Below are 12638 nucleotides of genomic sequence, written 5' to 3' on the forward strand. Positions count from 1 at the left end.
GAAACTTCGTTCATTCATCGAAACGAGGTCAGTGTTATGCGTGTCATTTGCGTTGTATCTTCAAAAGGTGGCGTGGGCAAAACCACCGCTTCAGCCAACCTGGGCGGGCTCGCAGCCGATGCCGGCCTCAAGACCCTGCTGATTGATCTCGACGGTCAACCCACCCTCAGCAGCTATTTCCCCCTCGACTACCAGGCCCCCGGCGGCACGTTCGATCTGCTGGTCCACAACACGACCGATCCCGCACAGATCATCTCGCGTACCAATATCCCCGGCCTGGACATCATTCTGTCCAACGATCCCCATCACCAACTCGAAACCCTTCTGCTGCATGCTCCCGACGGCCGCCTTCGGCTGCGCGCCCTGCTTAAACGCCTGCCCGCCTACGACCTGGTGATCATCGACACCAAAGGTACGGCCGCTGTAACAGTTGAAATGGCCCTGGTCGCTTCCGACCTGGCGCTCTCGCCACTGGTGCCGGAAATGCTCAGCGCCCGGGAGTTCAGTCGCGGCACCCTCGCCCTGTTCGCCAGTGTCGACCGTTTACGCCAGAGCGCCGGGGTGGGTGCCCCGCCGTTACACGTGGTGTTTAACCGCCAGGACTACACCAACGACGCCAAGGCCATTTCCGCGCAAATCCGCGAGCTGATGGATGAGCTGGTCACGCCCTTCAATGTGCTCACCGCCGCGATTCCGGCCCTCTTGACCTACCGGCTGGCCGCGTCCGAAGGCGTGCCCGCACACCACTTGGAGCCCAGCCACGCGCTCCGCCAGAAAGGCCGCAAGGCGCCCCTCGCCTCGGACACCCTCAAGGCCGTCGCCTGCGAGCTATGGCCCGAGTGGGAAAGCCAGATCGCGAGGGTATAAGCCATGAATCGAAGACTTCCCTCGTCTCTTTCTGCCGACAAGATGCTTGAGGTCACCCGCTACTTCAGCACCCGGCAACTGCAGGGCTACCAGGCCCGGCTCACCACGACCGCCAACGAACTGGGCCGCCTTGCCAGAAGCGAAAGCCTTCTGACGCCCCTGCTCGGCCATGATGAAAGAAGCCAATTGGAACAAACCGGTCGGCTGATACGAACCATCAGCCAGCGCATCAAGCTTGCACGCCAGAAGAAACAGCGCAGCGAAAGACAGCCGAGCAGAGTGCTGCGCGAACGCCGCAACCTCGGCTGGTCCCTGGTCAACCGGGACTTTCCCCTACTGCTGGAAACCGTTCCCCTCCAACTGAACGTCGTGAAGCTCGCCCTGATTCTGCATCGCGCCCGAATGCTTCACGACTTCTACTCACGCAGCGAATTTTCCAGCGATCTTCTGAAACGCGCCCAGGACCCGGAACGTCTCGGCGACCAGATCCAACACCTGCGGGCTGAATGCCTGGAAGCTATTCACCACGCCATCACCGCACCCGGTGCCGATCTACGCAGGCAACTGGCAGCGCTACACAGCCTTATCACCACCCTGACACCAACGGTTCTCGACAGCGAAGCACCGCTGTTGGAAACCTGGGCCGCCGCCCTGTCCCGCGCCAATGCTCAGGAGGCGCCATGAGCCACAACTACCACCTCCCCCCGCACTCCCTGGAAGCCGAACAGGGCGTGCTCGGCGGACTGATGCTGGACAACCAGACCTGGGACCTGATCGCCGACACCCTCACCTGCGCAGACTTCTATCGCAGTGAACATCGGCTGATCTTCGACGCCATCTCGACCCTGGCCAACCGACAGGAGCCCTTCGATGTCATCACCATCAGCGAAGCCCTGGCCGGCACACCCCAAGCCGCCAGGCTCGACTACCTTGTCGAGCTGGCAAAGAACACGCCCTCGGTTGCCAACATAGAGGCCTATGCCCGAGTGGTGGCGGACAGAAGTCATCTGCGTCGTCTGATCACCCTGGGCCATGAACAGATCCGCAGCGCCTCGCGACCCAATGCCTGTGCCCTGGACATCCACGAGCAATCCGACCAGGCACTTTTTGCGCTCGGACAGCACAACGGCAGCGCCGAGTTCAGTCGGATCGGCGACCTGCTCGGGCAGGTCATCGATCAGATCGATGACAACTTCAATTCCGGTGAAGCCCTGACCGGCCTCTCCAGCGGGCTGCCAGAGCTGGATGAAATGACCGGCGGCTTCCAACCCGCCGACCTGATCATCCTGGCCGGCCGCCCGTCCATGGGCAAAACCGCGCTGGCCATGAACTGGGTGATTCCGGCCCTGCACGCCAAGCCCGGGCATAGCGTGCAGATCTATAGCCTCGAAATGCCGGCGGACAAATTGATCTACCGCCTGCTCGCGGGCATCGGCCATATCGACCTGGGGCAACTGCTCAAGGGCCGTCTTGAGGATGAGGACTGGAGCAGGCTTTCGGCTGCCGTGGCGCAGCTGCAGCAGGTCGCCGACCGGCTGATGATCGATGACTCCGCCAGCCTCTCCCCGACAACCCTGCGCGCTCGGGCCCGCCGCGCCGCCCGACGGTTCGGGCCGCCGGCACTGATTCTGGTCGACTACCTGCAATTGATGCACTGCCCCGCCATGGAGAACCGCACCCTGGAGATCGGCGAGATCTCCCGCGCACTCAAGGCCCTGGCCAAGGAGCACAACTGCCCGGTGATCGCGCTCTCGCAACTGAACCGCGAGCTGGAAAGACGCCCAAACAAACGCCCCGTCAACGCCGACCTGCGCGAGTCCGGCGCCATTGAGCAGGACGCAGACGTGATCATGTTCATCTACCGCGACGAGGTTTATCACCCGCAAACCGAGCTTGCGGGCATCGCCGAGCTCATCATCGGCAAGCACCGCAACGGCCCGACAGGCACGGCCCGCACAGCCTACATAGCCAGCCAGACCCGCTTCGCACCGCTGGCTCCCGGCCACCTGGCAACAGGAGTCCGTCCATGAACCTCATCCACCCAGCCAAGCCCAACCCCGTTCAATCGCAGACACCTGCGGTCGAGCCCTCTACCCGCCGAAAGCCCTGGAAAACCAATGAGGTCAGGCTATTGCGAGAGCTCTACCCCGCCACCTCCAATCACGTGCTGGCTCGGTTGTTCAAACGCACCAGCCGCTCCGTTTTCAGCAAGGCTCATGAGCTAGGGCTGCACAAGAACGCGGCCTTTTTCCGCCGCGCCGAATCCGGGCGACTGAATGGCAGCAGCGGCCAGGCCACCCGATTCCAAAAGTGCGACGGCGACGGCCCCGCATCTTGCCCAGCGGAATTCTGATGCAAAGGAAATGACCATGCCAAAGGCATTTCGACCCGATACCCGCGCCCAACTGTTACGGGGCAACTTCACCCCGGCCGGGCCGCAGAGCTCGGCCGTATCCGATCCCCTGGAACCCACTCCCATGGAGTTGACCCTGGATCAGCTCAAGCCCTACGAGTTGAACCCACGGCATCAGCAGAATCCCAGGTACGAAGAGCTCAAAGCCTCGATTCGCGCGCGCGGCCTGGACGACACACCGGCCGTGTCACGCCGCCCCGGCGAAGCCCTTTTCATCATTCACAACGGCGGAAATACCCGCCTGCAGATTCTCAATGACCTGTGGAAGGAAACCCGCGACGAACGTTTTTTTCGCATCCGCTGCCTGTTCCAGCCCTGGGCAGGAGAGATCCGCGCGCTGACCGGGCATATGGCCGAAAACGATCTACGCGGCAATCTGCTGTGGGTCGAGCGATGCCTGGCCGTGAACAAAACCCGAGAGCTTTACGAACAGCAGGAAAACCAACCGATAAGCCAGGCCGAACTGGCCCGCCGACTGAGCGCCGAGGGCTATCCGGTAAGCCGCACGCACATCAACAAGATGGATCAAACCCTACAACTCTTGTTTCCCTGTATCCCCAATATCCTCTGGGACGGAATGGGCGTCGATGCCGCACAGAAGCTGCTGTCACTACGCGCGCTGACAGAGGCCGCCTGGAACAAGCTGCTGAAAGAGAAAGGCTCGCCCCCTCACGCCAAGCCCTTCGCCCAGGTATTCGCCGATGCGCTGGCGCACTTCGACGCCGAGCCCCGCAGTTATGTGCTGCAACATGCACAGGACGAACTGGTGGGCATGATGACCGAAGAACTGCGCCCGAACGGCGTCAGCTACGAGCTGATACTGCTGGAAATGGACTGCCTCAAAGCCCCCGCAGCTCCCCAGCCTGAAGTCATCAACACGGCGCCGCCCGCGGCGCCACCCATCCTGTCCATACCTCTCGACACCCCGCACACCCCGGCCAATCCGCAGCAACCAGAACCGGCCTCGGTTCCAGATTCGCAGCCCTCCGCTTCAATGCCGGCCGAGCAGCCTGCAGCGCCGCCACCGGCAGCAAGCCCGCCAGAAGATCCGGCGCCGCAACCCCCTGAGCCAATCTGCTACGCCGATACCGAATCGCTGCCGGTCATGTCGGGTGACGGGACCAAAGTCCACGACATCTGGCTGATCTACCCGCAACACCTGTATCCAGACGTCATGCGCCATCAGATCGATCTGCTGGCCATGGAGCTGAGCGAGTGGGCAGATCTGGCGGAGTGCCAGGGTTCAACCCGAGCGCTCGAGGAAGGTATCGGCTACCGCATGACGCGACCCAAGCGGTTTCGCGACGCATCGGCCGAGGCGATATGGACGCTGCTCGCCATGCTGACGGGGAACTGTGAAGCCCCCATCGCCCCGGAACTACTGGAACTGGCACTGACCAGGGCCCTGCCCGACGACGTGCTGATCAAGCTATTTCGCCTGATTCGGCTCGTGCGAGCTCTCCACGCAATCGTTGAGGAAGTACCTCATGAGTGACCCGATCAATCACGCCATCATCCGCCAGGTCATGACTCACCTGCGCAGCGGCAATATCCGACGCTGCCTGGAGCTGGGCTTCCGCCATGAAGAGCTCAATGTGCTGTCGCAAATGTCGGTGGAAAGCACGGCGCATTTGCTGAACATGACCGTGCCGTTCATCACCATCAGCATCGACCACGAAATGCTGGCTCGCTCGTTCGAGCGCGTGATGGCCGAAAACGAAAGGCAGACGCTGATCCAGCGCGCAATCAATCACGGCGCCAGCATTCACATGATGATGACCTACTTCGGCGTGTCATCCGAAGAGGTCAGCGCACGCCGCCGCATCATGGGCTTGAACGTCAAGGCCGGACGCATCCCCCAGCCCGGCGAACAGGACTCGGCCAGTGCCTGGCATCGCTGGAAAAGCCTGACCGAGAACGCCGGCATCAACCCCGGTGATTTCGACAGCCTCGCCGGCCTGGATCTCATGATCCTGCTAGCCGAGGAAACCAGACTTTCGCTGGCCGCCATCTGGGATCTGCTGAAGTCCTGGTATCCCCAAGGCGCTGTCCGCAAGCGGCGCAAATCTGCGAAGAGTTCGACCCATGAGTAATCTCGAAGCCATGATCGGCCGTGCCTGCGGGCAACTGGTCCAACGCGCCAACGAACGAGAGGCTGGCACCCGCGACGACGGCCTGGGCGGTTTGCTGTTTTTTGGCAACGCCATGGAAGCCACCCCTAGGCGCCTGCTTTTGGATAAACAGCTCTCGCCTGTGGATAAAGTGGGCTGGATGGCCTTTCGCATGCTCGCCAGCCAGGACCGGGAAACCTCATTTCCGTCTTACGACGACCTGCAACAGTTGCTCTCCGGGCAGGCGGGCCGTAGCAGTGCATCGCGCGGTACGGTCAATCGTGTGGTGTTCATTCTGCGCCTCACCCGATGGCTCACGTTGTGCCATCGGGCGCGCAACACCCGCAACGGGCGAATGATCGGCAACCTCTATGCCCTGCATGACGAACCCTGCTCGATCGCGGATACCGTCAGCCTCGATCTCAATTACGTCAGCTTTGTCAGCAAGTGCAAAAGCCATGCTCATCAAGCCGTCAGGAAAACTGCAGAAGCCGTGTTCCAGACGCTCAAGAGCGATCCAAAAGCGCTCTACCTCATCAACCAACTGGAATTGTTCGAACAGCGCCTGGGCGATCACGCACTCAAGAAAAAGCCTCGCAAGCGAACACCGCAGCCCAAGCACCGCGCCCGCCCCGACGAAAATCGAACCGGCACCCTTGCACAGAGTTCGAATCTCAAAAACCGCGCAAACGAAAATCGAACTCGGGAAAACAGGCCCCAGTTCGATTTTCGAAAAGACACCGAAAAACCGCCTGAAAGCCCCGGCTTTACTGAGCCGCCCACAGATTTAGGCTCACCCGCGCCGGGTACAGTACGTACTTTACTTACAGATGTTAGTAAAAGCGTACGTACAACGCGCGGGCGCGAGGCACCTCTCGATTGGTCCGAGCTGCCCCTCAATCCTGCCGAACGGGCGGCGATTGAGCGTCAGTTGTGCACCCTCGATCCCGAACTTCGCCAACCCTTGCTCGACGAAGCCGTCGCTCGAAAATCCGGTATTCGCAATCTGAGCGCCTACCTGATGGGCCTGATCGGCAAGGCGAAACGAGGCGAACTCAAGATCACCCAGAGCACGGCAGCCCAGGGCAGCCCTGGTACGACCTGCAAACCGCCGCCGGCGCCCCCCAAAGCCCCTGACAGACCCAAGCAAGCCGGCACCATTGATGTCGCGGCCCAACTGCGCGCCATCCACCAGTTGCTTGGCCGGGCCACCCCCGAAAAATCGCACAACTCAGGAGAGAAAACCCCATGAACACATCGGAATCGGATGAAGTCGGTGGCATGATTTTTTTCGGTAACCCCGTGGAAATCGTCCCCCGCCGGCTTATTGCCTCGCCGCAACTGACCAGCGATGACAAGGTAGGCTGGATGCTGATGAGGATCCTCAGCCATCACTCGGTGGTCAGCGATATCGAACACTCCGAGACCTTTGCGCGGATGCTGAGTAGCCAGCCTAAGGCGGACTTCGAACGCTGCGCACAGGTCATTGCCCGGCTGCGCCTGACACGTTGGATTGTTCGCTGTGGCGAAACCGACAGCGGCCATCTGTTCGGCATCTACGACGAACAGGCCTCGGCTCTGGACGTCCTCCAACTGGACGAGCAATACCCGGCATTCGTCGAAGCAACCTGCCAGGCCCCGAACCTGGGCACCCGGGAACTGGCGCAGAAGATACTTGAGCAACTCCGCCAGGACACCGACTGAATGCCCGGCTTGCCGCAACGGCCACTCCCATCGACTGCCAGCCAAACCGGGATGGAACACCAGCGCATCAGTTGCCTGAGCAGGAGTGTGCGGCCCGCACACCCTACTGGCTCCATGCTACCTGTGCGGCCCGCACACCCCTGATGGCTCCAGGCTACCTGTGCGGCCCGCACACCCCTGATGGCACCGAGCTACCTGTGCGGCCCGCACACCCTGATGGCACCAAGCTACCTGTGCGGCCCGCACACCCCTGATGGCTCCAGGCTACCTGTGCGGCCCGCACACCCCTGATGGCTCCAGGCTACCTGTGCGGCCCGCACACCCCCTGATGGCACCGAGCTACCTGTGCGGCCCGCACACCCCTGACGGCCTCATGCTACCTGTGCGGCCCGCACACCCCTGACGGCCCCAGGCTACCTGTGCGGCCCGCACACCCTCACCAGCAGAAATACAGCGCTACCGCAGCTGACACTGGCGCTCTCCCGGCACAAATGATCCCCGACCAATAATTGATTTCCAGTTGAGCCTCTCCTACCCCGCCCAACACCATCGACACACCGTTCACCACCCCGCCTGACAAGGAGTACATCGTGGCTGACACCTTTGCGTTGAACCTGGGCAGCCTTCGCAGCCGAATGAGCATCACCCTGCATACCCATCACGCCTCCCGGCTCTGGATGGGCCGCCGACCCCAGGCCGACAAGTCGGCCCACGGCATCATCGGCATGCCACGTTTCATTTCACTGATGGACAACATGAAGTCCGCGGCCGCCAGCAACGATCCCTACGCCGACCACTGGCTTATCCGCATGGAGGAAAAGCTTGAGGCCGCCCGCCAGGCAATGCGCGTGCTGGCCGCCCATGTCGACGAACAGCTCTCGAAGATCCCGCCCGGCATCACCATTGCCGACAACCTCAATATTCAGCCCCTCAGCCTTCCGCTCTTTATCAACTGCCAACTGGGCTATATCGGTGTGTACCTGCTGACCGAGTTCGACACCCTGGCCAGACGCATTCTCCTGGCCAACCACACCGCTTTGCTGGGACGTCGGCAGATGGAGAAGTGGCTTGATCGAGGTGCTCGCGAAATTCGCAGCGTCTATGGGCTGGCCCAGCAGTACAGGCATGCAGGCGTCACCCGCGAGGACATGTCGATTGGCAATGCCAGGGCACGCGAAGCGATTGAGAAGTTCGGTGAACTGCCGGCCGACGTGCTCGATGGATCCCGACGCTCTAGCCTCGCGCCACCGCTGCCACAGCATCACGGGCCGCACATGGAGGATGCCGACAATGAACACCCAGAAGACCTCGAACCAGGAGAGCAATAAACCATGGCCAATCATTCATCGACCCACGAACGCTCTCTGGAGTCGGCGCACGATCTATACAGGCACCTGGCGCCCAATCCGTCCCTAAAAGGCCTTTTAAAACCCTTTAAGGGTAAGGGGGACTATGAGGATCTGGCGCACCTGGCGAGGGAAACCCAGGACAAGCTACTGATCATGCAAAAATACCTGGTCAACCTGACCGAGCACTATCAGGTCGCCCACAAACGCATGACCCTGCGATTGCACAAGGCACCTTCCGGCCAGTTCTACCTACGCTGGCGAACGCTAGGCAATGCACCCAGCAATGCCAGCGGTGCGCGGCTCTGGCAGCACGTGGTCTCGGACCCATTGACCAGCGCGCAGACTCGCCAGAATCTGCTGATCCTGGAGCGCCAGCGTATCGCCCTCAACCTGCAGGCTTGCTGTGTTCAATCGATGATCAAACAGGCTCGGCAGGGACTGGCCGGGCTGGCTGTCGCCGAGCGGATCGTTTCTGATCTGACCTCGATAAAGAGCACATAAAACTTAAATTGCGACCATTATTGATAGACGTAGAGAAATTCATTGGCACACGAAATCTAAAAAACCTTGCTGAAACGCCTGTAAACACTGGCAACTGGTGCCTCAGTTGCACATCGGGATAGCCAAACCCGAACCGCGCATCGCTCCGCTACAGGCGCAAAACCCGACAAGGCAGATCTCTGTTGCCCTACATCGGGTGTGGAGTTTTCATCACTTTTGCCGGTGACCAAGCCGGCAGTTGCTTGACCTTGCAGCGGCGCGGATGGCGGTTGCCGTAGCGTCCACTTGCGGGGCCGCTACGACAGCCGCTCACGCGTCCATACTCACAGCCGGTACCCGCCGGCGATTACCGGGAGCCGTTTGTGTGCGGATGCACGCCCGTTGATTCCGATCCAGGCCACGAGAAGGGTCGGTTGTGAAGTCAGCACGCTGTCTTGCGAGGGGCACGTGCCAACACAAGGTGGTCAGCCTTGTCTTTGCTGCGCGCTGAGCGTGCGGCACCCTTTTCCCTCCCGCGTGCGGAGGCGACAGGCAGGCAGTGCCTCATCACATGTTTCCAGTTCGCTCGTCGGGAACGGGGATAGGCAGACCACCTGTTGATCGTGGCCGTTTTGGTGCTTTGAGCTCTTAGGGGCTTTTTCACTAGGTATTCGTTGATCGAAGCCTCACCACAAGCAAATGCGCCTAGATTGTGGGCATCACTCAATGTCCGCGCAGCGGTCAACGCCAACGGGGCGGCCTTTCCAGCAGTTGCCGCAGACATTCGTTACTCCTTGCAGGATTTGACTCCAAAGCCTGTTCGAACGCGTCAAAGTCATCGTCGGCAAGGACGAACGAACGCTGATCCAGAATGACTTCCTCTGCTTTCTTGCAAGCAGCATCCAGAATAAAGCTGGTCCGATCGCGCCCCAAAATAGCAGCGGCCACATCGATCAAGTCGCGCTTTTTAAAGTCGACCCGCATGTTGATCGGGACGGATTTGGATTTATCCGGTGCAGCTGGTTTTGCGCGCACAAAGGTACTGGTCATGACTCAGGTCCTGTTTTCTTGCGAGGGTATTCTCGGTTCCGACCTCGTTAGACTTGTTTCGCCATGCCCAAACTGATTTGGCTAGTCATAAGAACACCCTCTGATCTGGCCCCTTGGCCCCACGATTTCCGCTTACGGCGGGAGGGCTCAACGGCCCTAAAGCCAAGAAATCAAATGGGGTAGCCAATGTCTATACGTAACGCAGATTGATACACAGCACACGATGGCGCGGCGTCGAATGCGGCAACTACCCAGCCACCGTGAAAGGGTTGCTCATTGAGCACACCCCGCGCTGAACGCGAATCTACCGGCTCTCTGCAACAGGAGCCCCGTAATGTCTCGCTCAGCGCTCCCCCTGATGGCGTCCATGGCCCTGACTTTGTCGGGCTGCATCTTTCTTGAGCCTACGACTTCTCTCGCCCCTGCTGAACATCACGGCACAGTGTCCGATGAGCCCTCTCCCGACACCGCTTTATCCGTCGATACGCTCCGGACCGGTCGTTATCGACTGACTCGAACACTGCCAACCAGAGAGCAGGAAAACCTGCTTGAACAAATCGTTGAAATTAAGATTGCCAGCCACTTCACCCCTTCCGTAGGCGATGGCATACGCCATGTGCTGAGCCGTACCGGCTATTCGCTCTGCCCCGAGAACGCGCAAAACCAGTTGCTCTATAGCCGCGAACTGCCGGCCGCTCACTTTGCCATCGGCCCACTGCGACTGAACACCGCTCTGCAGATGCTGGCCGGACCGGCGTGGCAAGTCGAATTTGACGAGGTCAGCCGATCCGTCTGTTACCACCTGGATCCGCAGTACCTGCCGCTGGCTCCAGCAGCGCTGGCCGGGCGGACAGCACCATGAGCAGGGCCGGCTTGCATCGAAATCGCTTCATCATCGTCTGCATTGCGCTGCAAAGCCTGGTGATCGTGTGGCTGGCCGGACTGCATTGGAGCCATCACGGGCTGCGGCAACAGACCGGTGCATTCAATGCCGAACAGCTCTCTCAGGTAACCCAGGACCAGGCCGAGCTCTCAACCCGTACCAACACCCTTGAAAGCCGCCTGGACGCCTACGCAAACGACCCGCGCTTTGCAGCGTTGTCTGCCCTGCAATCGGAGACCAGTGAGCACTCTCAAACACTGAGCAGCCTGCACGATGAACTCGCCGGGCTCAGGTTTCTCGTCGAAACCCAGATCAGCGAACTGGAAAACCGGATCGGCCAACTCCAGCATCAGCACAACCAGGCCACGCAGTCGAAAGTCGCCGCCCAGCCGGCGGGCCGCCCAACCGCCAGTTCCAACAAAGTCCGGCAGCCGCCCTTCAGCCTGGTCGGCCTCGAAACGCGTGCCGGCGAAACCTTTGCCGCGCTCGCCCCTCGGGGTGCAAGCCGGCTGGATGAACTTCGTCTGATCAAGACCGGCGAACACTTCGACGACTGGCGTCTGCTCAGGATCGAACCCAACGGCAAGGCGGTTTTTTCCGTCGATGGCCGGACCCACACTGTCGGCATGCATCAGCCATGACTGCCAGGCGCCTGCTTCCCTTGCTGCTGTTGATGGTCGGCATTTCCTTCCAGGGCATGGCCCAGGGACCGACTGCCTCCTCATCCACCCAGGACACCACCACCGTCGAGCTGACCGCAGCCGAGCAACAACAGGCCCGTCAGTGGCAACTCACGGCAACCGAGTGGCTGAAGTACAAAACCCTGAAGGCCGGTCCACGCGGCATCTGGTCGCCGCAGCTCGATCCGCTGACCACCCTGGGCGTCAGTGCCACCGACGATCAAAGCCGCCGACGCTATGCCGAGTTGCTGGTGCGCCAGGAACTGCGGCGGGTCGAAGGCGAAATAGCCTTTCAGAAAGCCTATGACGAAGCCTTTGCCCGCCTGACACCCGGCGTGCTGCCGATTGTCCACGGTCCTGCAGCTCCCGCCAGCGATCAACGCCTGGCGCTGTTTGTCGGCCCGGACTGCCCACGCTGCGACACCGTTGTACAAGACCTGATCCGGCAGGGCCGCCACCTGGATATCTATAGAGTCGCGACCCAAGGCGATGATCGGAAGATTCGGGCCTGGGCCGATAGCATCGGCATTCCCGCACAGAAGGTGCGCTCCCGCGCGATCACGCTGAACCATGATCAGGGCCGCTGGTTTCGGCTGACGGGCATGGCCGGCGTGCTGCCGGGCGCGTACACCCAGGAGGCCGGCCAATGGCGACCCGTACCGCTGTAACCGCTGGCCTCCTGGGCGTGCTGGTCGCCTTGAGTAGCCCGCGTCTTCCCGCCCAGCCCCCACCGCCCACGCCGGGCCTCCCGCGCGCAACGGCCATCACCACGGCCGATATGCTGCCGGTGGTCAGCCCCGGCCTGACACCGGGCCTCGTGAAGTCGCGCGCAATTCGCTTAGTCGGGCTGATCAGCCCGCTGTTTCTGGTGGGTGATGATCTGTTGTCGTTGGAGTGGCTGGCCCGTCATCAACCCCATCTGCAAAGGCTCGGCGCCATCGGCTGGGCCGTGAATGTCGCCGACCGCGAAGGGCTGGAGCGCTTGCGCCAGGCGGCCGGCGGACTCGCGGTGCTACCGATCCCGGGCGACGACCTGGCCAGTCGCCTGACCCTGCAGCATTACCCCGCCTTGATCACTGCCTCACGTATCGAGCAGTAACG

Annotated in this window: 15 protein-coding genes; 14 read left to right on the forward strand and 1 reads right to left on the reverse strand. The window is 61.2% G+C overall.

Translation table 11 applies throughout. The annotated features are described in order from the left end of the window. The first annotated feature begins 36 nt into the window (after positions 1-36). The 10 genes from NPS46_RS09315 to NPS46_RS09360 all read left to right on the forward strand — a co-directional run bounded on the left by NPS46_RS09315 (position 37) and on the right by NPS46_RS09360 (position 8945). Entirely contained in the window at positions 37-867 is an 831-nt protein-coding gene (locus tag NPS46_RS09315; protein WP_274106434.1) for a ParA family protein, read from the forward strand. A gap of 3 nt (positions 868-870) precedes the next feature. Then, entirely contained in the window at positions 871-1551 is a 681-nt protein-coding gene (locus NPS46_RS09320; RefSeq protein ID WP_274106436.1) for a hypothetical protein, read from the forward strand. Next, positions 1548-2897 (forward strand): replicative DNA helicase, encoded by a 1350-nt coding sequence (gene dnaB / locus NPS46_RS09325; RefSeq protein WP_274106437.1) that lies wholly within the window; start codon positions 1548-1550, stop codon positions 2895-2897. Before NPS46_RS09320 ends, dnaB begins: the two co-directional genes overlap by 4 nt. Continuing rightward, positions 2894-3220, forward strand: a complete 327-nt coding sequence (locus NPS46_RS09330) for a hypothetical protein (RefSeq protein ID WP_274106438.1) — start codon at positions 2894-2896, stop codon at positions 3218-3220. The genes dnaB and NPS46_RS09330 overlap by 4 nt, the downstream gene beginning before the upstream one ends. Before the next feature lie 16 nt (positions 3221-3236). Continuing rightward, positions 3237-4775: a ParB family protein gene (locus tag NPS46_RS09335; protein ID WP_274106439.1), complete on the forward strand. Its 1539-nt coding sequence runs from the start codon at positions 3237-3239 to the stop codon at positions 4773-4775. Further along, the gene (locus tag NPS46_RS09340; protein ID WP_274106440.1) at positions 4768-5373 is read left to right on the forward strand and encodes a DUF2857 domain-containing protein; all 606 of its coding nucleotides are present in this window, start codon (positions 4768-4770) and stop codon (positions 5371-5373) included. Before NPS46_RS09335 ends, NPS46_RS09340 begins: the two co-directional genes overlap by 8 nt. Next, positions 5366-6643 (forward strand): STY4528 family pathogenicity island replication protein, encoded by a 1278-nt coding sequence (locus tag NPS46_RS09345; RefSeq protein WP_274106441.1) that lies wholly within the window; start codon positions 5366-5368, stop codon positions 6641-6643. The genes NPS46_RS09340 and NPS46_RS09345 overlap by 8 nt, the downstream gene beginning before the upstream one ends. Continuing rightward, positions 6640-7095 carry a hypothetical protein gene (locus tag NPS46_RS09350; protein ID WP_274106442.1) on the forward strand — a complete coding sequence of 152 codons (456 nt, stop codon included), beginning with the start codon at positions 6640-6642 and terminating at the stop codon, positions 7093-7095. Before NPS46_RS09345 ends, NPS46_RS09350 begins: the two co-directional genes overlap by 4 nt. Before the next feature lie 590 nt (positions 7096-7685). Continuing rightward, a complete protein-coding gene (locus NPS46_RS09355) occupies positions 7686-8423 on the forward strand; it encodes a PFL_4669 family integrating conjugative element protein (RefSeq protein WP_274106443.1) in 738 nt (245 codons plus the stop codon). 3 nt (positions 8424-8426) lie between these two features. Further along, a complete protein-coding gene (locus NPS46_RS09360; RefSeq protein WP_274106444.1) occupies positions 8427-8945 on the forward strand; it encodes a DUF3158 family protein in 519 nt (172 codons plus the stop codon). A gap of 720 nt (positions 8946-9665) precedes the next feature. Here the strand turns inward: NPS46_RS09360 and NPS46_RS09365 are convergent. Further along, complete coding sequence (locus NPS46_RS09365; RefSeq protein WP_274106445.1) at positions 9666-9974, reverse strand: DUF1778 domain-containing protein; 309 nt, start codon at positions 9972-9974, stop codon at positions 9666-9668. Positions 9975-10341: 367 nt separating this feature from the next. Here NPS46_RS09365 and NPS46_RS09370 point away from each other — a divergent pair, with 367 nt between their 5' ends. Genes NPS46_RS09370 through NPS46_RS09385 form a run of 4 tightly spaced genes read left to right on the forward strand, consistent with a single transcriptional unit; the run spans position 10342 to position 12636 of the window. Beyond that, positions 10342-10836 (forward strand): hypothetical protein, encoded by a 495-nt coding sequence (locus NPS46_RS09370; RefSeq protein ID WP_274106446.1) that lies wholly within the window; start codon positions 10342-10344, stop codon positions 10834-10836. Continuing rightward, entirely contained in the window at positions 10833-11498 is a 666-nt protein-coding gene (locus NPS46_RS09375; RefSeq protein ID WP_274106447.1) for a hypothetical protein, read from the forward strand. Before NPS46_RS09370 ends, NPS46_RS09375 begins: the two co-directional genes overlap by 4 nt. Continuing rightward, positions 11495-12205, forward strand: coding sequence for a TIGR03759 family integrating conjugative element protein (locus tag NPS46_RS09380; RefSeq protein WP_274106448.1), 711 nt, complete (start codon positions 11495-11497; stop codon positions 12203-12205). The genes NPS46_RS09375 and NPS46_RS09380 overlap by 4 nt, the downstream gene beginning before the upstream one ends. Further along, a complete protein-coding gene (locus NPS46_RS09385; RefSeq protein WP_274106449.1) occupies positions 12184-12636 on the forward strand; it encodes an integrating conjugative element protein in 453 nt (150 codons plus the stop codon). The genes NPS46_RS09380 and NPS46_RS09385 overlap by 22 nt, the downstream gene beginning before the upstream one ends. The last annotated feature ends 2 nt before the right edge of the window (positions 12637-12638 follow it).

It is taken from the genome of Pseudomonas putida (assembly GCF_028682395.1).
GTDB classification, from domain to species: Bacteria; Pseudomonadota; Gammaproteobacteria; order Pseudomonadales; family Pseudomonadaceae; genus Aquipseudomonas; species Aquipseudomonas putida_AB.

Bases quoted from the DNA above. Each gene is read 5' to 3' on its own strand.
- NPS46_RS09315 (WP_274106434.1), top strand. From the start codon at position 37: ATGCGTGTCATTTGCGTTGTATCTTCAAAAGGTGGCGTGGGCAAAACC.
- NPS46_RS09320 (WP_274106436.1), top strand. From the start codon at position 871: ATGAATCGAAGACTTCCCTCGTCTCTTTCTGCCGACAAGATGCTTGAG.
- dnaB (WP_274106437.1), top strand. From the start codon at position 1,548: ATGAGCCACAACTACCACCTCCCCCCGCACTCCCTGGAAGCCGAACAG.
- NPS46_RS09330 (WP_274106438.1), top strand. From the start codon at position 2,894: ATGAACCTCATCCACCCAGCCAAGCCCAACCCCGTTCAATCGCAGACA.
- NPS46_RS09335 (WP_274106439.1), top strand. From the start codon at position 3,237: ATGCCAAAGGCATTTCGACCCGATACCCGCGCCCAACTGTTACGGGGC.
- NPS46_RS09340 (WP_274106440.1), top strand. From the start codon at position 4,768: ATGAGTGACCCGATCAATCACGCCATCATCCGCCAGGTCATGACTCAC.
- NPS46_RS09345 (WP_274106441.1), top strand. From the start codon at position 5,366: ATGAGTAATCTCGAAGCCATGATCGGCCGTGCCTGCGGGCAACTGGTC.
- NPS46_RS09350 (WP_274106442.1), top strand. From the start codon at position 6,640: ATGAACACATCGGAATCGGATGAAGTCGGTGGCATGATTTTTTTCGGT.
- NPS46_RS09360 (WP_274106444.1), top strand. From the start codon at position 8,427: ATGGCCAATCATTCATCGACCCACGAACGCTCTCTGGAGTCGGCGCAC.
- NPS46_RS09365 (WP_274106445.1), bottom strand. From the start codon at position 9,974: ATGACCAGTACCTTTGTGCGCGCAAAACCAGCTGCACCGGATAAATCC.
- NPS46_RS09370 (WP_274106446.1), top strand. From the start codon at position 10,342: ATGGCCCTGACTTTGTCGGGCTGCATCTTTCTTGAGCCTACGACTTCT.
- NPS46_RS09375 (WP_274106447.1), top strand. From the start codon at position 10,833: ATGAGCAGGGCCGGCTTGCATCGAAATCGCTTCATCATCGTCTGCATT.
- NPS46_RS09380 (WP_274106448.1), top strand. From the start codon at position 11,495: ATGACTGCCAGGCGCCTGCTTCCCTTGCTGCTGTTGATGGTCGGCATT.
- NPS46_RS09385 (WP_274106449.1), top strand. From the start codon at position 12,184: ATGGCGACCCGTACCGCTGTAACCGCTGGCCTCCTGGGCGTGCTGGTC.